The organism is Streptomyces albospinus (assembly GCF_014648695.1).
Taxonomy (GTDB): Bacteria; Actinomycetota; Actinomycetes; order Streptomycetales; family Streptomycetaceae; genus Streptomyces; species Streptomyces albospinus.
In genome coordinates, this window is sequence record NZ_BMRP01000012.1 from 204,215 (window position 1) to 224,181 (window position 19,967).

A 19,967-nucleotide genomic window follows, 5' to 3' on the forward strand; every position below is an offset into this window, starting at 1 on the left:
CGCCGGCCGCCGCGGCGGGCCGCCGGACGCCGGGGCGCGCCGGTCATCGCGCCCTGTTCAGGGTCTGCAACGCGGCCTTCAGCAGCTGCGGCACCTGCGGCTGACCGCCCGCGGCTGCCGCCGCCTCGGCCTGCGGGCTGACCGCGGCGACCGCCTCGTCCGCCTCCCGGGTGGCATACCCCAGGCCGATCAGCGCGGCCTGGAGCTGATCGCGCCAGCCGGCGGTCACGGCGCTGGCGACGGCCGCCCGGCCACCGCCGAGCGGTGCGCCGAGCCGGTCCTTGAGTTCCAGCAGCAGCTTCTGCGCGCCCTTCTTGCCGATGCCGGGCACGGCGGTCAGCGCCTTCTCGTCGCCCGTGGACACCGCGAGCCGCAGCGCGTCCGGCGCGTGCACGGCCAGCATGGCCTGGGCGAGCCGGGGGCCGACGCCGCTGGCGGTCTGGAGCAGCTCGAAGGTCTGCCGCTCGTCGTCGTCGGCGAAGCCGTAGAGGGTGAGCGAGTCCTCGCGGACGACGAGGGAGGTGGCGAGCTTGGCCTGCGCGCCGACCCGCAGCCCGGACAGGGTGTTCGGCGTGCACTGGACGGCCATGCCGACACCGCCGACCTCGACGACGGCGGCGTCCGGTGCGAGGGCCGCGACCGGGCCGGAGACAAAGGCGATCATCGGGTGCCCTTCAATGTGCGTACGGGAACGGAGGCGCGGCGGGCCGCGGCGTGCGCCTGCTGGAGGCGGTTGACCGCGGGGGCGCGCCAGATGTGGCAGATGGCGAGCGCGAGAGCGTCGGCGGCGTCGGCCGGCTTGGGCGGTGCGTCCAGCCGCAGCAGGCGGGTGACCATAGCGCCGACCTGCGCCTTGTCGGCCCGGCCGGAGCCGGTCACCGCCGCCTTGACCTCGCTCGGGGTGTGCAGCGCGACCGGCAGCCCACGGCGGGCGGCGCACAGCATGGCGACCGCGCTGGCCTGGGCCGTGCCCATGACCGTACGGACGTTGTGCTGGCTGAACACCCGCTCCACGGCGACGAATTCGGGGCGGTGCGTGTCGAGCCACTCGTCTATGCCGCGCTCGATCAGCACGAGGCGGTGCGCGACATCCGCGTCCGCCGGGGTACGCACGACGCCGACACCGACCATCGCCAGCGGGCGGCCGGCGACGCCCTCCACCACGCCGACCCCGCACCGGGTCAGCCCCGGGTCCACCCCCAGCACCTTCATCGGGCCCCGCTCCTCCCCGTTTTCGGTCGCCTGTTCCTGTGTTCCGCAGGTTAGTGGCTGCCACTGACAAACGAACGGGCCGGCGGGGTGTGTCCCCGCCGGCCCGTCGTACGACCGTGAGTCGGCCCGTGCGTCAGGCGTCGACCTTGGCCATGACGTCGTCCGACACGTCGAAGTTGGCGAAGACGTTCTGCACGTCGTCGCTGTCCTCCAGCGCGTCGATCAGCTTGAAGATCTTGCGCGCGCCCTCTTCCTCCAGCTCGACCTGCATGGTCGGGACGAAGTTGGCGTCGGCCGAGTCGTAGTCGATGCCGGCCTCCTGGAGCGCGGTCCGCACCGCGACCAGGTCGGTGGCCTCGCTGAGCACCTCGAAGGACTCACCGAGGTCGTTGACCTCCTCGGCACCGGCGTCCAGGACCGCGCCCAGCACGTCGTCCTCGGACAGCTCGCCCTTGGGGACGATCACCACGCCCTTGCGGTTGAACAGGTACGACACCGAGCCCGGGTCGGCCATCGAGCCGCCGTTGCGGGTCATCGCGACGCGGACGTCGGACGCGGCACGGTTGCGGTTGTCGGTCAGGCACTCGATGAGCACCGCGACACCGTTGGGACCGTAGCCCTCGTACATGATCGTCTCGTAGTCGGCGCCACCGGCCTCAAGGCCGGCGCCGCGCTTGAGCGCGGAGTCGATGTTCTTGTTCGGGACCGACTGCTTCTTGGCCTTCTGGATGGCGTCGTACAGCGTCGGGTTGCCCTCGATGTCGGCGCCGCCCATGCGCGCCGCGACCTCGATGTTCTTGATCAGCTTCGCGAAGAGCTTGCCGCGCTTGGCATCGATCACGGCCTTCTTGTGCTTGGTCGTAGCCCATTTAGAGTGGCCGGACATCTGCCTGTCTCCTTCGCGTTACCCATGTCAGAAACGATCGCCTGAGATCCTACCGGGGATGCGTCAGGCCGCCGCACGCACCATGTCCACGAAGAACGCGTGGATCCGATGGTCACCGGTCAGCTCCGGGTGGAACGACGTGGCGAGGACGTTACCCTGCCGGACGGCCACCGTATGTCCACCGTACGTCGCCAGGACATCGACGGACGCCCCGATCGACTCGACCCACGGCGCCCGGATGAAGACGCCCTCGACCGGCCCGCCGGGGATACCCGCGACCTCGACCGCGGCCTCGAAGGACTCGTTCTGCCGCCCGAAGGCGTTACGGCGCACGATCATGTCGACGCCGCCGAGCGTCTCCTGGTCCTCGCGGGCGTCCAGCAGCTTGCCCGCGACCATGATCATGCCGGCGCAGGTGCCGTAGACCGGCCGGCCCGCCTTCACGAACGCGCGCAGCGGCTCCAACATCCCGAAGACGACGGCCAGTTTGGACATGGTGGTGGATTCGCCGCCGGGGATGACCAGGCCGTCGACCTCGGCCAGCTCCTCGGGGCGGCGCACCGGCCGCGCCTGGGCGCCGGCGTCCGCGAGCGCCTTGACGTGCTCGCGGACGTCGCCCTGGAGCGCCAGCACACCGATGGTGGGGGTGGTGCTCATCTCCGTATAGGTCCTTACCAGCCGCGGTTGGCGTAGCGCTCGGCCTCGGGGAGGGTGTCGCAGTTGATGCCGACCATGGCCTCGCCCAGGTTGCGGGAGACATCCGCGATGACCTTGGGGTCGTCGTAGAAGGTGGTGGCCTTCACGATCGCGGCGGCGCGCTTGGCCGGGTCGCCGGACTTGAAGATGCCGGAGCCGACGAAGACGCCCTCGGCACCGAGCTGACGCATCAGCGCGGCGTCGGCCGGGGTGGCGACACCGCCGGCGGAGAACAGGACGACGGGCAGCTTGCCGAGCTCGGCGACCTCCTTGACCAGCTCGAACGGGGCGCGCAGCTCCTTGGCGGCGGCGTACAGCTCGTTGTTGTCGCAGCCGCGCAGCTTGGCGATCTCGCCCTTGATCTGGCGCAGGTGGCGGACCGCCTCGACGACGTTGCCGGTGCCGGCCTCGCCCTTGGAGCGGATCATGGCCGCGCCCTCGGCGATACGGCGCAGCGCCTCGCCCAGGTTGGTCGCACCGCAGACGAAGGGGGTGGTGAAGGCCCACTTGTCGGAGTGGTTGACCTCGTCGGCGGGGGTGAGGACCTCGGACTCGTCGATGTAGTCCACGCCGAGCGACTGGAGGACCTGGGCCTCGACGAAGTGGCCGATACGGGACTTGGCCATGACCGGGATCGAGACGGCTTCGATGATGCCGTCGATCATGTCGGGGTCGGACATGCGGGCCACGCCGCCGTCCTTGCGGATGTCGGCCGGCACCCGCTCCAGGGCCATGACGGCGACGGCGCCGGCGTCCTCGGCGATCTTCGCCTCTTCCGGCGTGACGACGTCCATGATCACGCCGCCCTTGAGCTGCTCCGCCATGCCGCGCTTGACGCGCGCGGTTCCGGTCTCGGGGTTCTGGGGCGTGTTGGGCGTGCTGGACACGTTGACCTCACTCAATGCGGGTGGTTGCGCTTCGGCGCCCACACAACCGTTGGCCAGGGGCCCGGGAAAAGGGCCAATTAGAGGCCGGTGGCTTGTCACGGGCCGACGTCTCACCCGCCGGACGCCGGTTCCCCGGTACGCGGCTGCCGGCCGGCCCCGCATCCCGGCCCGTCAGCTCCCGGCCGGGCGGCCGTCCAGTACGGCCGGCGGCTCGTCGTCCATCTCGAAGGCCATCGGGAACGGCGCATGGCCGGCCAGCCGGAGATAGCGCACCACCCGGTGGCGGCGGACCGCGCGCGCGGCCCGTACGGCGTCGTTGTGGAACCGGCGCGCCATCGGGACCCGCCGCACCGCGGCGGTCAGCTCGGTGACCGTCTGCTCCCCGCCCGGCGCCTCCCGTACGGCCTCCAGCTGCGCCTCCTCCTCGAAGACGGCGCGCAGCGCCTGGCTCAGCTCGCTCTCGGCGACCTCGCGGTGGTCCTCCTCGGCCTGCCGGGCCTCGTGCGCGGCCTGGTAGAGCACGATCGACGCGGCCGGATCCAGCACGCCCGACGTCCCGACCTCCTGCGCCACGGATGCCCGCCGGAGCAGCTGGGCGTCAAGAGCCGCCCGGGCCGCGTCGATCCGCGCGTGCAGGCGGTCCAGGCGGCCCGCCGTCCAGCTCAGGTAGACGCCGATGAGGACGATCGCCGCGGCGATCCAGATCATGGTGGTCACGGCCCGTCACGTTACCCGCACGAAGGCGCCCCGCCGTCCCGCCCCCACCCGCCGGGGGACGCTCAGTCCTTGGCGAGCCACCTGCGGGCGCGCAGCCCGACCCGCTCGTCGGTCGCCACCGCGGACGCCCCCGTCGTCACCGTCTCGTACACCGCGAGGATGTCCGCACCGACCGTCGTCCAGTCGAAGCGCCGGACGTGCTTGCTGCCGCGCTCGCTGAGCTCGGCCAGCCGCTCGCGATCGCCCAGCAGCCGCACCGCCGCGTCGGCCAGCGCCCGGGCGTCCTCGTTGGCGAACAGCTCGCCCGCCTCGCCCTGGTCCAGGACCTGGGCGAACGCGTCGAGGTCGCTGGCGAGCACCGGCGCGCCCGCGGACATCGCCTCCACGAGGATGATGCCGAAGGACTCACCGCCCGTATTCGGGGCCACATACACGTCCACGCTGCGCAGCAGGCGCGCCTTGTCCTCGTCGGTGACCATGCCCAGGAACTCGACCCGGGAGCGCAGTTCGGCGGGCAGGCCGGCGACCGCCTCCTCCTCGTCGCCGCGGCCGGCGACCAGCAGCCGGGCGTCCGGGACCGCGGCGAGGATCGCCGGGAGCGCCTTCATCAGGACCGGCAGGCCCTTGCGGGGCTCGTCGATCCGGCCGATGAAGCCGATGGTCCGGCCCTGCCACTCGGCCTTGGGCGCGGCCCCGGCGAAGAAGTCGACGTCCACACCGTTGGGGATGACCACCGCGTCGCCGCCGAGGTGTTCGACGAGGGTGCGGCGGGCGTACTCGCTGACCGCGATGCGCGCGCTGATCTTCTCCAGGGCGGGCTGGAGGATCGGATACGCGGCGATCATGGCCCGCGAACGCGGGTTGGAGGTGTGGAAGGTCGCCACGATCGGGCCCTGGGCCGCCCAGCAGGCGAGCAGGCCGAGGGACGGGGACGCCGGCTCGTGGATGTGGATGACGTCGAAGGCGCCGTGCTGGAGCCAGCGGCGCACCCGGGCGGCGGACAGGAAGCCGAAGTTGAGGCGGGCCACCGAGCCGTTGTACGGGACGGGGACGGCGCGGCCGGCCGGGACGACGTACGGCGGGATGGGGGTCTCGTCGTCCGCGGGGGCGAGCACCGAGACGTGGTGGCCGAGCCGGATCAGGTGCTCGGCCAGATCCCGGATGTGGAACTGGACGCCACCGGGCACGTCCCAGGCGTAGGGGCAGACGATGCCGATTCTCACGGCGTCTCCGTTCCGGATTCCTCGGCGGCGCGCGGCTCCAGATCGGCGAGCCAGAGGCGCTGGAGCATGTGCCAGTCCTCGGGGTGCTCGGCAATACCGGAGGCGAAGGCGTCGGCGAGCTGCTGGGTCATCTGGGCGGCCTTCTCGGTGCGGGTGCCGTTCTCCGGCACCTCGATCTCCGGGTGGACCCGGCCGCGCATGACGGGGGTGTTGTCGTACCAGAGAGTGACCGGCAGCAGCATCGCGCCGGTCTGGACGGCGAGCATCGCGGGGCCGACCGGCATCTTCGTCGGCTCGCCGAAGAACTTCACCGGCATCCCGGAGCTGGACAGATCGCGGTCGGCGACCAGGCAGACCAGCCCGCCGGCCCGCAGCCGCCGGGCCAGGGTGCCGAAGGCGGCGCCGCCGGTGTGCGGCAGCACCTCCATGCCCAGGCCCTCGCGGTAGGCGACGAACCGGTCGTAGAGGGTCTCCGGCTTGAGACGCTCGGCGACGGTGGTGAACGGGACGCCCAGCTTCGTGGTGACCCAGACGCCCGCGAGGTCGTAGTTGCCCATGTGGGGCAGCGCCAGGATCACGCCGCGCCCGCTCTTGAGCCCCTCCTCCAGGTAGTGCACGTCCTGGGGGGTGAAACCGGCCTTTATCCGCTCCTTGCTCCACGCCGGCAGCCGGAAGGACTCCATCCAGTACCGCATGTACGAGCGCATCCCGGCCCGGGAGAGGGCGGCCAGCCGCTGCGGGGAGGCGTCCGGGACGACCCGCGCGAGGTTCGCCTCCAGGCGCAGGACGCCCTTGCCGCGGCGCTTCCAGACCGCGTCGGCGATCTGCTGCCCCAGCCGTACGGCGACGCCTTCCGGCAGCTTCTTGACCGTGCTCCAGCCCAGGCCGTACAGCCCGTCGGTCAGCTTCCCCGTGTCGATCAGCGTCCGGCGTCCCATCAGCCGTTCCCCCCTTGAGCGATGGCGTCCGCCTCGGCCGACTCCCGGCGTACCGTCACCACGCGCTGGCCGAGGGTGACCGCGCTGCCGGCGGCGACGATCCACAGGGCGATCGGCAGCAGGACCTCCACACCGGGCACCCCGAACTTGTGCAGCCCGGACAGACCGCAGGCGACCAGCGAGATGACCAGCCGCTCGGCGCGCTCCACCAGGCCGTTGACGTTCACCGGCAGCCCGATCGCCTCACCGCGCGCCTTGGTGTACGACACGACCTGGCCGCTGGCCAGGCAGAAGATCGCGATCGCGCAGAGCGTCAGGTTGTCACCGCGCCCGGCGTACCACAGGGCCAGCCCGCCGAAGATCGCCGAGTCGGCGACCCGGTCGAGGGTGGAGTCCAGGAAGGCGCCCCACCGGCTGGAACGGCCCAGCTGCCGCGCCATGTTGCCGTCGACCAGATCGGAGAAGACGAACAGCGTGATCACGACCGTGCCCCAGAAGAACTCGCCCCGGGGATAGAAGATCAGGGCACCGGCCACCACACCGCCGGTCCCGACCAGGGTGACCGCGTCCGGGCTGACCCCGATACGGATGAGCAGGGCGGCGAACGGTGTGAGAACACGCGTGAAGAACGCACGCGCGTACTTGTTCAGCATGACCTTCCCGGTGGGTCGATACGGGCCGCGCGGTCAAGGGGCCACCGGCTGGCCCATCGTAGCCAGGAGGCAACGGGGCACCGCGAACGCATCGCGGCGAGAGGTGCATCCCACGGCTCGGGCCCGCCGCCGCGCGCCTCCGCACGCGCCCGCGGGCCCCGCAGGACGGCCTGACCGCCTCCTTGGAAGGACGCGTCCGGTGTGCCATGTATGGACGCATCATGACCGCAGTGGAAAGCTCGAATCACCGCAAAGTGTCGACCTGGAGGCGAGACACATGAGCGAGAAGTCGAGTACGAACCCAGGAGCCGCCGGAAGGGCATCGGCGGCCGACCGGCCCACGGCCCTGCGCAATGTGGTGCTGGTCGGCCACAGCGGATCCGGGAAGACCACACTGGTGGAGGCGCTCGCGCTGGCGTCCGGCGCCGTCAACCGGGCGGGCCGCGTGGAGGACGGCGGCTGTCTGTCCGACTACGACGAGATCGAGCACCGCCAGCAGCGCTCCGTACAGCTCTCCCTCGTCCCGGTGGACTGGGGCGGAATCAAGATCAATCTGTTGGACACCCCCGGATACGCGGATTTCGTCGGGGAACTCAGGGCCGGTCTGCGCGCGGCGGACGCGGCCCTCTTCGTCGTCTCGGCGGCCGACGGCGTGGCCGGCGCGACCCGGATGGTGTGGGACGAGTGCGCCGCGGTCGGGATGCCGCGCGCCCTGGTCGTCACGCACCTGGAGGCCGCCCGCGCCGACTTCGACGAGATGACCCGGCGCTGCGCCGCCACCCTCGGTGGCGAGGACCCGGACGCCGTGCTCCCCCTCTACCTCCCCCTGTACGGCACACCAGGGGCCGACGGCCACGCCCCCATTCACGGCCTGATCGGCCTGCTCTCCCAACGGGTCTTCGACTACTCCTCCGGCGAACGCACCGAGCGCGCGCCCACCGACGACGAGCTCCCGCTCATCGCGGCGGCCCGCAACCGCCTCATCGAGGGCATCATCGCCGAGAGCGAGGACGAGTCCCTCATGGACCGCTATCTGGGCGGCGAGGAGATCGACGTCAAGACGCTCATCGGCGACCTGGAGACGGCGGTCGCCCGAGGCTCCTTCCATCCCGTACTGGCCGCCGCCCCGGCCGCCGACGGCGCCAGGCAGGGGCTCGGCACCGTGGAGCTGCTGGAGTTGATCACCGGCGGCTTCCCCACCCCCGCCGAACGCGAGGCCCCCGCCGTCACCGGCACCGACGGCGCCCCGCGCGAGGCCCTCAGCTGCGACCCCGAGGGCCCGCTCGCGGCCGAGGTGGTCAAGACCTCCTCCGACCCGTACGTGGGCCGGCTCTCCCTCGTGCGGGTCTTCTCCGGCACCCTGCGCCCCGACGAGACGGTGCACGTCTCCGGCCACGGGCTGACGGACCGCGGCCACGAGGACCACGACGTGGACGAGCGGGTCGGCGCGCTGTCCGCACCCTTCGGCAAGCAGCAGCGCCCGCTGTCCCGGGCGATCGCCGGAGATCTGGCGTGCGTCGCCAAGCTGACCCGCGCCGAGACCGGCGACACCCTCTCCGGCAAGGACGCCCCGCTCCTGATGGAGCCCTGGACGATGCCGGACCCGCTGCTGCCGGTCGCCATCGAGGCGCACAGCAAGGCCGACGAGGACAAGCTCTCCCAGGGCCTGGCCCGGCTCGTCGCGGAGGACCCCACGATGCGCCTGGAACACAACCAGGACACCCGCCAGGTGGTCCTGTGGTGCCTGGGCGAGGCGCACGCCGATGTGGCGCTGGAGCGGCTGCGCTCCCGTTACGGAGTCCAGGTCGACACCGTCACCCACCGGGTCCCGCTCCGGGAGACCTTCGGCGCCCCCGCCGCGGGCCGCGGCCGGCACGTCAAACAGTCCGGCGGCCACGGGCAGTTCGCGATCTGCGAGATCGAGGTCGAACCGCTGCCCGGCGGCTCCGGCATCGAATTCGTCGACAAGGTCGTGGGCGGCGCGGTCCCCCGGCAGTTCATCCCGTCCGTCGAGAAGGGCGTACGGGCCCAGGCGGCACGCGGGCTCGCGGCCGGGCACCCGCTCGTCGACATCCGCGTCACGCTCCTCGACGGCAAGGCGCACTCGGTCGACTCCTCGGACGCCGCGTTCCAGATGGCGGGCGCCCTGGCACTGCGCGAAGCCGCCGCGGAAACCCGGATCGACCTCCTCGAACCGGTCGCCGACGTGCGCGTCCTGGTCCCGGACGACTTCGTCGGCCCCGTGATGAGCGATCTGTCGGGCCGCCGCGGCCGGGTCGTGGGCACCGAGCAGTCCGGGGCCGGGCGCACCCTCGTCCACGCCGAGGTCCCCGAGATCGAGATCGGGCGCTACGCCGTCGATCTGCGCTCCCTCTCGCACGGCACCGGACGCTTCAGCCGCGGCTACCTGCGGCACGAGCCGATGCCCCCGCAGCTCGCCACCAAGATGCGGGAACAACCGGAGAACGGCGGATAGTTAACGGTCGATCAGCCGCTGTCCGGCGCAACTCCCCCGGGCTGGACGGCGGCTGTACGCTGGGACTCTGCCGTAGAGCCCCGCGTTCCGCGACGGAGCGCGGGGTCATCGGCTCAGCAGGTGTGCCGTCAGCGGTAGTCGGGTAGAGAGCCGCATCACGGATGCGCGCGGTGATGGGGGCGGTAGTGGCAGACGGCTATGACTTCAGTCCGGGGGCGCAGGTGCCGATCTCGGGCGGCGCCGGCCAGACTGCGGCGACCCAGGCACTGGCCTCGGCCGCCTACCGGGACAGCCCGCTCGCCGACATCTCCAAGGCCGACTCCGACTCCGGCGCCTCCGGCATCAAGAAGCCCAAGCTGTCGCTGTTCGCGCCGAATCTGGGCGAGGCGTTCTCCCGCGCCGTCCAGGTCCGGATGCTCGGCGGCGGACGCAAGCCGCTCATCCAGTCCTTCGGGACGGAGCCGCAGGCCGTCGTCGAGCACTGCCTCTCCGCCACCCGCGTCCGCAAGCAGCGCGACACCCGGCTGACGCTCCTGATGGTGCTGTTCGGCCTGCTCTTCCTGCCCGGGGTGCTGCTGTGGCTGGGCGCCTTCCAGCTCCGCAAGATGTTCTCCAAGGACGGCGAGGGCAACGGCATCTCCCTGCTCGGCGGCGCCCTGCTGGTCCTGCTCGCCGGCGCCGCCCTCTTCTTCATGGTCAAGCTGCCGTTCACCGGCTTCTGGCCGCTGTACGCCCGCGGCATGCTCGTCGCCCCGGTGGTCGGCTGGTGGTGGGCCAAGCAGATCTGCGAGAAGACCGCGGTGGCCATGCGGGAGGCGTGGAAGGGGCTGCTCGAAGGCGGCGGCGTCGCCGCCAAGATCCCCGAGGCGGTCCCGCAGGACCCGAACCACACCTCCGCCGAAACCCTCCGGCACAATCTCGCCAAAGTCTCCGCCGAGCAGCGCAGCAACGTCGTCTTCTACGCCGGCCCCAAGGGCATACTCGGCATGGGTACCCGCTGGGGCAGCTGGCAGCTCGCCGAAGAGCTCCGGCCGGCCCAGGAGGGCACCGAGATCCACCCCTTCCGCAGCTGGGACGTCATCCGCGCGATCCACGACCGGCTGCGCCTCCTGGAGCGCAGCCCGCTGCACACCGGCGGATTCCAGCAGCCGCCCTCCGTACGCCACTGGATCGTCGTCCCCGTGGGCGAGAAGGCCGGGGCGGTCGCCCGCCCGGAGGGCAGCCACGTCGACGGGTACGAGGTCCGCGGCCACGAGATCGAGCGGATCTGCAACGAGCAGCAGTTCGGCGCCGGCAACCGCCACTACCTCGGCGTCCAGTTCGTCCTGTGGGACGGCCAGTTGGTGCTCACGCTCCTGATCACCGTCACCGTCCTGCACGAGACGCTGCGCATCGAGGTCAGCGGCCACGCCCTCGGCCCGGTCCACTCGCTCTTCACCAGCAAGCCGGAGCCCAAGACCAAGGACGTCGCCAAGGTCGTCCGGTTCTGGGAGACCAAGACCCAGACGCTGCCGCTGATCGAGCCGTTGGAGGTGGTCCGGCTCGCCGCCCGCGCCCCGCTGACGTGGTTCCCGCCCGTCCTGGACTTCCTCGGCGGCAAGCTCACCCTCCCCGAGCCGTTCGGCCTGCGCCATGTCTGGGCCGACAAGCCCTGGCGGCACCGCTTCATGGCCGATGACGCGCTGCGCGCCGCGACCCCCGTCCTGCGGGCGGTGCACGCCGCGGCCATGAGCGTCCTCAGGGAGAACGGCGTGGACACCGAGCGCTTCGACAACCGCTCGCTGGTCCTCAGCGGCATGGTCCAGGGCGCCGAACCGAGGAAGGCGGACGAGTACAACGCCTAGCGGCGGCCCCCGCCTCGTACGGACGGGCGCGAGTACGGCGGTCCCCCGCCGCGCTCGCGCCCGTCCGGCCGTTCGGCCCGTGGCCTAGCGGAAGATCCCGGTGTGCCCGAGCGAGTACCGCCCCGGCTGCGGGTACACCGCCAGCCCGTGCGGCCCCAGCCCCACCTTGATCTTCGCCAGGGTCTTCCCCGTGTGGGTGTCGAGCGCGTACACCTCGGAGTTGTAACGCCCGGACAGCCACAGCACATTGCCGTCCGCCGAGACGCCGCCCATGTCCGGACTGCCGCCGCCGCGGATGTGCCACTTGTCGACCAGTTCCCCGGTCCTGAAGTCCAGCAGCGAGATGGACCCCTCGCCGCGGTTGGAGATGTACATGTAGCGCGAGTCCCGGCTGACGTACAGGCCGTGCGTCCCCTTGCCGGTGGGCAGCAGCTTCGGGCGGTCGAAGGCGTCGCCGTTCAGGACCCAGACGCCGTCGGCCATCATGTCGGCGACGTACCAGGTCTTGCCGTCCGGCGAGATCTTCACGTCCTGCGGCATCGCGCCCTCGAACGGCAGCTTCTGCTGGCCGGTCACCTCCATCTTCGCGGTGTCGACCTTGAGCAGCTCACCGGAGAACTCGCAGGAGACGATGAAGTACTTCCCGTCCGGCGAGAAGTCGGCGTGGTTGACGCCCGCGCAGCTGACCGGGAGGGCCTTGTGGACCGTCATGGTGTGCGCGTCCCGGAATACCAGCTGCTTGTCCATCGAGGCCATCACGACCGCGTACTTCCCGTCGGGCGTGAAGTAGAGGTTGTACGGGTCGTGGACCTTCACCGGCTTCCCGGCCTTGCCGGTCGCCGGGTCGATCGGGGTCAGGTCGTGCCCCCGGTCGTTGTTGACCCACAGCGTCTTCATGTCCCAGGACGGCACCACGTGTTGCGGCTGCACCCCCACCGGGATCGTCTCGATGACCTTGTACGTCTTCGGATCGATCACGCTGACCGTGTCCGAGCCGGTGTTGGGGACGTACACCCGCGACGGGAAGTCCTTGACCTGGGGCGCCAGTCGGTTGGGCCGGTCCGCCGCGTACAGGTCGCGCTCGTCCAGCGGCGGCGGCATCCCCGGCAGCCCCTGCTTGACGGCCCGGTACGGTGCCTGCCCGGCAGACTGCGGGCTCTTGTCGGCGGAGGCTCCGCCGCCGCTGCCACAGCCCGCCGCCACCAGCGCGCAGGCCACGGCGAGGAGCACGGCCCGGCGCACCGGACGGGCCGCCCGGGAGCCGGTCGTGCGGACGGGGATACGGTTCCGGTCAGCCATCAGGTCACTAGCTCCGTTGTCGTCACCGCGCGCAGACCGCGCTGGCGGAGGCCGTCGAGGATCGGGGGCAGCGCGGCCACCGTGCCGGCGTGCCCGAGGTGGAGACTCACGACCGAGCCCGGCTGCACGCCGTCCAGGACCGTGCGCCGGACGGCCGGGGCACCGGGGTCGTTCGCGTCGAGGGAGTCCAGGTCGTACGACAGGACGTGCGGATAGCCCACCTTGCGGGCCAGCCGGATCACCTGGGGGGTGGCCCGCCGGGTCTGCGAGGGGCGGAACCAGCTGCCGATGGTGCCGGTGAGCTTGTGCAGCCGGTCGGCGCACTGGCTGATCTCGGCGTAGGCGGCGGCCTCCGGCAGCGCGCAGATCGCGCGGTGGTGCATCGTGTGATTGCCCAGCTCATGGCCGCCGTCCAGGATCCGGCGGGCCATCGCGGGCTGCTCGTCGAGCCAGTCGCCGACGACCAGCACGGTGACCTTGGCGCCGGCCCGCTCGGCCTCGCCCAGCAGCGCGTTCGCCAGCTTGGGGTCGCCTCTGCCGTGGAAGGTCAGGGCCACCGCGCGGCCGTCCCGCGGCCCGTGCTCGATCTCGACGGGTTGGCCCTGCGCGCGGGTCGGCGGCCGGGCGGCGGGGACACGGGCGGGCGCGGACCGGCCCGCTCCGGAGGGGCTCGGCCCGGCGGAGGACCCGGGCGCGGACGACGACGCGCCCGTCCCCCGGTCCGGGTCGCAGCCCGACGTGAGCGCACCGGCGGCTGCGGCGGAGGCAGCCGCGCGCAGCACGGAGCGACGATCTAGGGAAGTCACCACCCCATTAGAGAGGCAAAATTTCCCAATCGGGGCGATCTATTGGATTCATCCGGGTGCGTGTCGCCTTGTTCACCCGGCGCGCACGGCGCCTACGCCGGCCAGGCCGCGGCGAGCATCGCGCGGGTGTCGGCGAGGAGTTGGGGCAGCACCTTGGTGTGGCCGACCACCGGCATGAAGTTGGTGTCACCGCCCCAGCGGGGGACGACGTGCTGGTGCAGGTGGGCCGCGATCCCGGCGCCCGCGACCGCCCCCTGGTTCATCCCGATGTTGAAACCGTGCGCCCCGGACGCCGTCCGCAGCGCGGTCATCGCCCGCTTGGTGAACTCCGCCAGCTCCGCGGTCTCGGCGCCGTCCAGCTCGGTGTAGTCGGCGACGTGCCGGAACGGGACGACCATGAGGTGCCCGCCGTTGTACGGGTACAGGTTCAGCACCGCGTACACCCGCTCACCGCGCGCGACCACGAGCCCGTCCTCGTCCGACTTCGCGGGAATGGTGCAGAACGGACAGCCGTCGTCGGCCCCCGGGCCGCTCGGCTTGTTCTCCCCCTGGATGTACGCCATCCGGTGGGGCGTCCACAGGCGCTGAAAGGCGTCCTGCGTCCCGACTCCGATCTGCTGCTCCGGCTCACTCGTCATGTTGCGAAGCATATTCTCCTGCGGCCACGGGGGAAGCGGCGAGGGGCGGTCCCGACCGGGACCGCCCCTCGTGAAGACCGCTGCGTCACACCTGGACGCGGCGCTCCACCACATCCAGGAGCTTGGCCAGCGCCTCGTCCTTCGGGATGCCGTTCTCCTGCGACCCGTCGCGGTAGCGGAACGACACCGCACCGGCGGCCATGTCCTCGTCACCGGCCAGGATCATGAACGGCACCTTGGCCTTCTGGGCGTTCCTGATCTTCTTCTGCATCCGGTCCGAGGAGGAGTCCACCTCGACCCGCAGCCCCTTGGCCTTCGCCTCCGCGGCGAACTCCTCCAGGTACGGGACGTGGGCGTCACCGATCGGGATGCAGGTGGCCTGCACCGGGGCCAGCCAGGCCGGGAAGGCGCCCGCGTAGTGCTCCAGCAGCACCGCGAAGAACCGCTCGATCGAGCCGAAGAGCGCGCGGTGGATCATGACCGGGCGCTGCTTGGTGCCGTCGGCCGCGGTGTACTCCAGCTCGAACCGCTTGGGCTGCTGGAAGTCGACCTGGATCGTCGACATCTGCCAGGTCCGGCCGATGGCGTCCTTCGCCTGCACCGAGATCTTCGGGCCGTAGTACGCGGCGCCTCCCGGGTCCAGGACGAGTTCGAGGCCCTGCTTCTCGGCGGCCTGGCGCAGCGTCTCGGTGGCCTCCGCCCACTCCTCGTCCTCGCCGATGAACTTGTCGGACTCGTCGCGGGTCGACAGCTCCAGGTAGAAGTCGCTCAGGCCGTAGTCGCGCAGCAGGTCGAGCACGAAGGTCAGGAGCGAGTCCAGCTCCTCGTGCATCTGCTCCTTGGCGCAGTAGATGTGCGAGTCGTCCTGGGTGAAGCCCCGGGCGCGGGTGAGGCCGTGCACGACGCCGGACTTCTCATAGCGGTAGACCGTGCCGAACTCGAAGAGCCGCAGCGGCAGTTCGCGGTAGGAGCGACCGCGGGCCTGGAAGATCAGGTTGTGCATCGGGCAGTTCATCGCCTTGAGGCGGTAGTCCTGGCCCTCGAACTGCACCGGCGGGAACATCGCGTCCGAGTAGCTCGGCAGGTGGCCCGAGATCTCGAAGAGCTTCTGCTTGGAGATGTGCGGGGTGTTGACGAACTCGTAGCCCGACTCCTCGTGCCGCTTGCGGGCGTAGTCCTCCATCACCTTGCGGACCACGCCGCCCTTGGGGTGGAAGACGGCCAGACCGGAGCCGAGGACCTCCGGGATGGAGAAGAGGTCCAGCTCGGCGCCGAGCTTGCGGTGGTCGCGCTTCTCGGCCTCGGCGAGGAACTCCAGGTACGCCTTGAGCTCGTCCTTGGTCGGCCACGCGGTGCCGTAGATCCGCTGCAACTGCTTGTTCTTCTCGCTGCCCCGCCAGTACGCGGCGGCCGAGCGCATCAGCTTGAACGCGGGGATCGCGCGGGTGCTGGGCAGGTGCGGACCGCGGCACAGGTCCTTCCAGCACAGCTCGCCGGTCTTGGCGTCCAGGTTGTCGTAGATGGTCAGCTGGCCGGCGCCGACCTCGGCGGAGGCGCCCTCGGCGGCGTCCGCGGCCGAGCCCTTGAGCCCGATCAGTTCGAGCTTGTACGGCTCGTTCGCCAGCTCCTCGCGCGCGGCGTCGTCGCTGACCGCCCGGCGCGCGAACTTCTGCCCGCGCTTCTGGATCTCCTGCATCTTCTTCTCGATGCGCTTGAGATCGTCCGGGTGGAAGGGGGTCTCGACGTCGAAGTCGTAGTAGAAGCCGTCCTTGATGGGCGGGCCGATGCCGAGCTTGGCCTCGGGGAAGAGCTCCTGCACGGCCTGCGCCATCACATGCGCGGTGGAGTGCCGCAGGATGTTCAGACCGTCCTCGGAGGTGATCTCGACGGACTCGACGACATCGCCGTCGGCGAGCTCGTAGGCCAGGTCCTTGAGCTCTCCGGCCACCCGCGCGGCGACGACGCTGCGCTCGCCCTGGAAGAGGTCGGCGGCCGTAGTGCCCGTGGTCACCACGCGTTCTTCCCGCTCGGAATCGCGTTGGATGGTCACACGGACGTCTGACACCGGTCTCTCCTGACTCATGTCTCTCTCGCGGCAGCGATTGCTGCGCCCCCGAATCGTACCGAGCCGGTGGACCGCACCGCGAAACGGTTTACCCGCCGCCCGTTCACTCGTCGGCCGGCGAACCGCCGCACGCCTCCTCGAAGGTGCCGAAATTCTCCTGGAGCGACTTCAGCAGCCGGTCCCGGTCGGCCTCGTCGACCTGGACGGGCGTGACATCCCGGCCGCCGGTGATCCGGCGGAACCCGCCCCGGCTCTCCAGCCGCCCGCTGACCCGGATCGGCAGCCCCACCAGATGCGCATGCCCCGCGATCCGGTAGTCCTCCTCCCCCAGGGCGACCCGCACCTGCCCCACGTCCGCCCCGTTGATCACCCGCAGCCGGACCGCGCCCGGACCGCCCGGCCGCTCCCTGCGCAGCCGGACGACCGCGCCGGTCACCCGGACCGGCAGCGACGGCTCCTCGCGGACATAGCGCCGGGCGGCCCGCTGGAGCGCGGGCAGATCGCCGGGGGAGAACTCGACCGGTTCGGGGCGTGCCGGGCACCCGGCCGGGGCGCCGGCCGCCGGCGACCACTCGACCGTGATCCGCACCCCCTCCGCGTCCCGCACCAGCGCGATCAGCGCCTGCGCCAGCTCGTGGCAGACCCCCAGGCCCACGGCCGCGTCGAACGCCTCCATACCGCCGGTCGCCCGCTGGTAGTCGGTGGCGTCGCGGGCCGCGTGCAGCGCCCGCTGGAGGCCGGCCACCGCTCCGCGACCGGCCTGTACGGGGACGAACGCGGCCAGCCGCCGCCCGGCCGGCGCCGGACCGACCAGCACCTGGCCCAGGAACCCCTCGGCCTGCCGCTTGTGCCGGGCGCCGAAATAGCCGGCCCGGGCGTACGTGGCCAGCGCGCCGGCGGTCAGCATGGCGCGCGCCGCACCGCGCAACTGCTCCTGCGCCACCCAGTGCGCGGTCCCCGAGCCGCCGTCGGGGATCTCGCGCTCCCAGCGCACCTCGTCGCTGGGCACCGCGAGCCCCACCAGCACCTCACGGGCCGAGGGCGCCGCGCTCCGCTCCAGCGCCGCCAGCGCCTCGGCCAGCAACTCGGCGCTGTCGGGGAAGCGGCGGTCGTGCGGCACCAGCAGGCTGGTGCCGGCCACTTGGCCCGGCGGCGTCCAGCGGGCGTAGTGGCCGAGCGCCCCGCCCCTGCGCCGCCAGCCGTGCCGGGCCAGCAGGGCGCCGAGCACCGCGGGATCGAACTGCGCGGGGTCCAGGGGCCGCGCGCCGTATTCATCGGTCGGCCGGTACATCAGGGTCTCCCTCCCGCCCCGACCCGCGTCATGATCTCGCAGAGCGCACGGTCGTCGAAGATCCGCGTGGTCGGGATCCGCACAGTGGTCCTGCGCCGGCCGGTCACCGGATGGCCGGCGAGATTGATCCAGTAGCAGCAGTGCCGCAGTTCGAGGTGGTCGTGCCCGGCCCGGAGCCAGTCCTCCGGCTGCCGCGGGACGAGCATCACGACCAGGATCTTGTGCACCGAGACGGGTGTACGGGCCAGCTTTCTCAGGTGGTCGTTGTCGAGCGTGAACGCGAACGTCGGCCCCGGCGGGCGCGGGGCGGTCTGGTAGGTGCACTTGAGCTGCACCTTGATGGTCACCTCGTCGTCGACCGTGTGGCCGGGCGCGCCGTGGCTGACGTGCCAGTCGATTCCGTTGTCCGGGAAGGGCTGCGCCAGCGAGCACCCGGAGGCGGCGGCGATCGCGTGCAGATAGCCGACCTGGAGCGTCTCCATGCAGGCGGTGGTGGCGAGTCCGCCGCGCTGCGGTGTGGTGGCGGGCCGGGGGTACCTCCCGCTTGCCGGGGATAGCCCGCCCGGTTCGGGCTGCGCGAGCGTCATCGCGGGGGCCTTCCGGGCTGTGCCGTTCGCTGCGTGGGATGACGGGGAGGCGGCCGGTGCGTACGGGGGCCGCCGGACCGCGCGTCGGCAGCGGCCCGTCCCTGTGGTTGTCTCCGCGTCAAGAGGTCCGCAAACCAGGACGGTTCGAGCACCGTACGGCTCGGGTATCACCAGCTCGGGTGGCGTGCACCGTCATCCCCCGCACGACCGGGAGGAGTTGGGATGACGCCGTGCTGGTACGACGGTCCACTTGCCGCCTTCGACACCGAGACGACGGGCATCGACGTCGAACGCGATCGCATCGTCTCCGCCGCCCTGGTGGTCCAGGAAACCCCGCGCTCCGCCCCGCGCGTGACCCGCTGGCTGATCAATCCGGGCGTCGAGATACCGGAAGCCGCGATCGAGGTGCACGGCCTGACGGCCGATCATCTGGCGCTGTACGGCCGCTGGCCGGCGCCGGTGCTGGAGGAGGTCGCCCGCGCCCTGGCCGCCCAGTCGGTGGCCGGCCGCCCGCTGGTGGTGATGAACGCCCCGTTCGATCTCACGCTCCTGGAACGGGAGTTGAAGCGCCACCGCGCCAGCTCGCTCGCCGCCTATCTGGGCGCACATCCGCTGCACGTCCTCGATCCCCGCGTCCTGGACAAGCACCTGGACCGCTACCGCAAGGGCCGCCGCACCCTCACCGATCTGTGCGCGCACTACGAGGTCGAGCTGACCGACGCCCATGAGGCCGCCGCGGACGCGCTGGCCGCGCTGCGCGTCGTCCGGGCCCTCGGCCTGCGCTTCGCCGACCGGCTCCACGACCTCCCGCCGGCGGAGCTGCACACCCGCCAGGCGATCTGGTACGCCGCCCAGGCGCGCGGGCTCCAGGCGTGGTTCGCCCGCAGCGGCTCCCCGGAGACCGTCGATCCCCATTGGCCGCTGCGCCCCGAACTCCCCGCCGCGGCCTGATACCTGAGCGGAATTCCATGCCGTTCCGCAACGGCACCGCGCCGGAATTCCGGCCCTGCGGATCTCGCCGTCGGCGCGCCCAAAAAACAGAACCGGGCTGCCTATTGGCAGCCCGGTCCATGATCCCGGTGGGCGATACTGGGTTCGAACCAGTGACCTCTTCGGTGTGAACGAAGCGCTCTCCCACTGAGCTAATCGCCCGGGTGTCGGCGGGGTTTCCCTCGCGAACGACCTGAACGATACAGGTCGCCACGGCCTTCCATCAAATTCCCGTTCCCACTCCCCTCATCCCCGGGCCAGCCAGGTCGCCAGGCCGCGCCGCCCGGCCCGCATCATCAGCGCGTGATTGACCAGGAACAGCGGCCGTCCCAGCAGCGCCCAGCGCCGCAGCAGCGGTTTGCGGACCTCCACGTCCTGCTCGAAGACCGCCCGGGTGCCGCCCGCCCCCGGCACGATCGTCCAGCGCGCCCAGCCGGCCAGGTCCCCGCGCATCGCTATCTCCAGCACCCCGGCCCCGGGGTCCCTCACGGCCTCGGAGGCCACCACCACCAGGTCGTACGGCAGAAAGGACCGGAACCGGGCCGTCCCGCTCCGCTCGTCGATCGGGGCCACCTCGCGCACCTGCGGCCACCAGTGGGGATAGGCCTCGGCCCGTTCGAGCACGGCGTAGACGACGGCGGGCGGGGCGTTCAGCAGCCATACGCTGCGGAAGCGGTAGCGATGCAGACGGCGCGGACGGCCGGACCAGTCGGGCATGATCCCAGTGTGCGCCCCGCGGCAGCCGGCGGACCCAACAAC

At 71.6% G+C, this 19,967-nt stretch carries 19 protein-coding genes and 1 tRNA gene; 3 read left to right on the forward strand and 17 right to left on the reverse strand.

Going from position 1 to position 19,967, the window contains the following annotated elements:
* Positions 1–43 precede the first annotated feature (43 nt).
* From ruvA to pgsA, 9 genes are all read right to left on the reverse strand, one after another.
* Positions 44–664 (reverse strand): Holliday junction branch migration protein RuvA, encoded by a 621-nt coding sequence (gene ruvA / locus IEZ17_RS18810; protein ID WP_189301584.1) that lies wholly within the window; start codon positions 662–664, stop codon positions 44–46.
* Positions 661–1,212, reverse strand: a complete 552-nt coding sequence (gene ruvC, locus IEZ17_RS18815; protein ID WP_189301586.1) for a crossover junction endodeoxyribonuclease RuvC — start codon at positions 1,210–1,212, stop codon at positions 661–663. The genes ruvA and ruvC overlap by 4 nt, the downstream gene beginning before the upstream one ends.
* A gap of 133 nt (positions 1,213–1,345) precedes the next feature.
* A complete protein-coding gene (locus IEZ17_RS18820) occupies positions 1,346–2,098 on the reverse strand; it encodes a YebC/PmpR family DNA-binding transcriptional regulator (protein ID WP_189301588.1) in 753 nt (250 codons plus the stop codon).
* 63 nt (positions 2,099–2,161) lie between these two features.
* Positions 2,162–2,755 carry a pyridoxal 5'-phosphate synthase glutaminase subunit PdxT gene (pdxT, locus tag IEZ17_RS18825; protein WP_189301590.1) on the reverse strand — a complete coding sequence of 198 codons (594 nt, stop codon included), beginning with the start codon at positions 2,753–2,755 and terminating at the stop codon, positions 2,162–2,164.
* Positions 2,756–2,769: 14 nt separating this feature from the next.
* On the reverse strand, positions 2,770–3,681 hold the full coding sequence (pdxS, locus tag IEZ17_RS18830; protein ID WP_159504810.1) for a pyridoxal 5'-phosphate synthase lyase subunit PdxS: 912 nt from the start codon (positions 3,679–3,681) through the stop codon (positions 2,770–2,772).
* A gap of 171 nt (positions 3,682–3,852) precedes the next feature.
* On the reverse strand, positions 3,853–4,398 hold the full coding sequence (locus tag IEZ17_RS18835; RefSeq protein WP_189301591.1) for a LemA family protein: 546 nt from the start codon (positions 4,396–4,398) through the stop codon (positions 3,853–3,855).
* 62 nt (positions 4,399–4,460) lie between these two features.
* Positions 4,461–5,621, reverse strand: coding sequence for a glycosyltransferase family 4 protein (locus IEZ17_RS18840; RefSeq protein WP_189301593.1), 1,161 nt, complete (start codon positions 5,619–5,621; stop codon positions 4,461–4,463).
* Positions 5,618–6,559 (reverse strand): phosphatidylinositol mannoside acyltransferase, encoded by a 942-nt coding sequence (locus tag IEZ17_RS18845; protein ID WP_189301596.1) that lies wholly within the window; start codon positions 6,557–6,559, stop codon positions 5,618–5,620. Before IEZ17_RS18845 ends, IEZ17_RS18840 begins: the two co-directional genes overlap by 4 nt.
* Positions 6,559–7,212 (reverse strand): phosphatidylinositol phosphate synthase, encoded by a 654-nt coding sequence (gene pgsA, locus IEZ17_RS18850; protein ID WP_189301598.1) that lies wholly within the window; start codon positions 7,210–7,212, stop codon positions 6,559–6,561. Before pgsA ends, IEZ17_RS18845 begins: the two co-directional genes overlap by 1 nt.
* A gap of 277 nt (positions 7,213–7,489) precedes the next feature.
* On the opposite strand from pgsA, the gene IEZ17_RS18855 reads away from it, so the two are divergent.
* Positions 7,490–9,688: an elongation factor G-like protein EF-G2 gene (locus tag IEZ17_RS18855; RefSeq protein WP_189301600.1), complete on the forward strand. Its 2,199-nt coding sequence runs from the start codon at positions 7,490–7,492 to the stop codon at positions 9,686–9,688.
* Between the two features lie 173 nt (positions 9,689–9,861).
* Positions 9,862–11,532 carry an AbeC-like domain-containing protein gene (locus IEZ17_RS18860; RefSeq protein ID WP_229852382.1) on the forward strand — a complete coding sequence of 557 codons (1,671 nt, stop codon included), beginning with the start codon at positions 9,862–9,864 and terminating at the stop codon, positions 11,530–11,532.
* 84 nt (positions 11,533–11,616) lie between these two features.
* On the opposite strand, the gene IEZ17_RS18865 is transcribed toward IEZ17_RS18860, so the two are convergent.
* The 6 genes from IEZ17_RS18865 to IEZ17_RS18890 all read right to left on the reverse strand — a co-directional run bounded on the left by IEZ17_RS18865 (position 11,617) and on the right by IEZ17_RS18890 (position 18,218).
* On the reverse strand, positions 11,617–12,831 hold the full coding sequence (locus IEZ17_RS18865; RefSeq protein ID WP_189301604.1) for a YncE family protein: 1,215 nt from the start codon (positions 12,829–12,831) through the stop codon (positions 11,617–11,619).
* The gene (locus IEZ17_RS18870) at positions 12,831–13,637 is read right to left on the reverse strand and encodes a polysaccharide deacetylase family protein (protein ID WP_373299865.1); all 807 of its coding nucleotides are present in this window, start codon (positions 13,635–13,637) and stop codon (positions 12,831–12,833) included. The genes IEZ17_RS18865 and IEZ17_RS18870 overlap by 1 nt, the downstream gene beginning before the upstream one ends.
* A gap of 92 nt (positions 13,638–13,729) precedes the next feature.
* Positions 13,730–14,287, reverse strand: a complete 558-nt coding sequence (locus IEZ17_RS18875) for an HIT family protein (protein ID WP_189301605.1) — start codon at positions 14,285–14,287, stop codon at positions 13,730–13,732.
* Between the two features lie 73 nt (positions 14,288–14,360).
* Positions 14,361–16,340 (reverse strand): threonine--tRNA ligase, encoded by a 1,980-nt coding sequence (gene thrS, locus IEZ17_RS18880; protein WP_189301607.1) that lies wholly within the window; start codon positions 16,338–16,340, stop codon positions 14,361–14,363.
* A gap of 103 nt (positions 16,341–16,443) precedes the next feature.
* Positions 16,444–17,631, reverse strand: a complete 1,188-nt coding sequence (locus tag IEZ17_RS18885) for a hypothetical protein (RefSeq protein WP_189301609.1) — start codon at positions 17,629–17,631, stop codon at positions 16,444–16,446.
* Positions 17,631–18,218 carry a DUF4365 domain-containing protein gene (locus IEZ17_RS18890; RefSeq protein WP_189301610.1) on the reverse strand — a complete coding sequence of 196 codons (588 nt, stop codon included), beginning with the start codon at positions 18,216–18,218 and terminating at the stop codon, positions 17,631–17,633. The genes IEZ17_RS18885 and IEZ17_RS18890 overlap by 1 nt, the downstream gene beginning before the upstream one ends.
* A gap of 222 nt (positions 18,219–18,440) precedes the next feature.
* Here IEZ17_RS18890 and IEZ17_RS18895 point away from each other — a divergent pair, with 222 nt between their 5' ends.
* Positions 18,441–19,169, forward strand: a complete 729-nt coding sequence (locus tag IEZ17_RS18895; protein ID WP_189301611.1) for an exonuclease domain-containing protein — start codon at positions 18,441–18,443, stop codon at positions 19,167–19,169.
* 129 nt (positions 19,170–19,298) lie between these two features.
* Here the strand turns inward: IEZ17_RS18895 and IEZ17_RS18900 are convergent.
* Together IEZ17_RS18900 and IEZ17_RS18905 are read right to left on the reverse strand one after the other, a co-directional pair.
* Positions 19,299–19,370, reverse strand: a tRNA-Val gene (locus IEZ17_RS18900).
* A gap of 84 nt (positions 19,371–19,454) precedes the next feature.
* A complete protein-coding gene (locus IEZ17_RS18905; RefSeq protein WP_189301612.1) occupies positions 19,455–19,925 on the reverse strand; it encodes an SRPBCC family protein in 471 nt (156 codons plus the stop codon).
* Positions 19,926–19,967: the final 42 nt, after the last annotated feature.

Bases quoted from the DNA above. Each gene is read 5' to 3' on its own strand.
- ruvA (WP_189301584.1), bottom strand. From the start codon at position 664: ATGATCGCCTTTGTCTCCGGCCCGGTCGCGGCCCTCGCACCGGACGCC.
- ruvC (WP_189301586.1), bottom strand. From the start codon at position 1,212: ATGAAGGTGCTGGGGGTGGACCCGGGGCTGACCCGGTGCGGGGTCGGC.
- IEZ17_RS18820 (WP_189301588.1), bottom strand. From the start codon at position 2,098: ATGTCCGGCCACTCTAAATGGGCTACGACCAAGCACAAGAAGGCCGTG.
- pdxT (WP_189301590.1), bottom strand. From the start codon at position 2,755: ATGAGCACCACCCCCACCATCGGTGTGCTGGCGCTCCAGGGCGACGTC.
- IEZ17_RS18845 (WP_189301596.1), bottom strand. From the start codon at position 6,559: ATGGGACGCCGGACGCTGATCGACACGGGGAAGCTGACCGACGGGCTG.
- pgsA (WP_189301598.1), bottom strand. From the start codon at position 7,212: ATGCTGAACAAGTACGCGCGTGCGTTCTTCACGCGTGTTCTCACACCG.
- IEZ17_RS18855 (WP_189301600.1), top strand. From the start codon at position 7,490: ATGAGCGAGAAGTCGAGTACGAACCCAGGAGCCGCCGGAAGGGCATCG.
- IEZ17_RS18860 (WP_229852382.1), top strand. From the start codon at position 9,862: ATGGGGGCGGTAGTGGCAGACGGCTATGACTTCAGTCCGGGGGCGCAG.
- IEZ17_RS18865 (WP_189301604.1), bottom strand. From the start codon at position 12,831: ATGGCTGACCGGAACCGTATCCCCGTCCGCACGACCGGCTCCCGGGCG.
- IEZ17_RS18875 (WP_189301605.1), bottom strand. From the start codon at position 14,287: ATGCTTCGCAACATGACGAGTGAGCCGGAGCAGCAGATCGGAGTCGGG.
- IEZ17_RS18885 (WP_189301609.1), bottom strand. From the start codon at position 17,631: ATGTACCGGCCGACCGATGAATACGGCGCGCGGCCCCTGGACCCCGCG.
- IEZ17_RS18890 (WP_189301610.1), bottom strand. From the start codon at position 18,218: ATGACGCTCGCGCAGCCCGAACCGGGCGGGCTATCCCCGGCAAGCGGG.
- IEZ17_RS18895 (WP_189301611.1), top strand. From the start codon at position 18,441: ATGACGCCGTGCTGGTACGACGGTCCACTTGCCGCCTTCGACACCGAG.
- IEZ17_RS18905 (WP_189301612.1), bottom strand. From the start codon at position 19,925: ATGCCCGACTGGTCCGGCCGTCCGCGCCGTCTGCATCGCTACCGCTTC.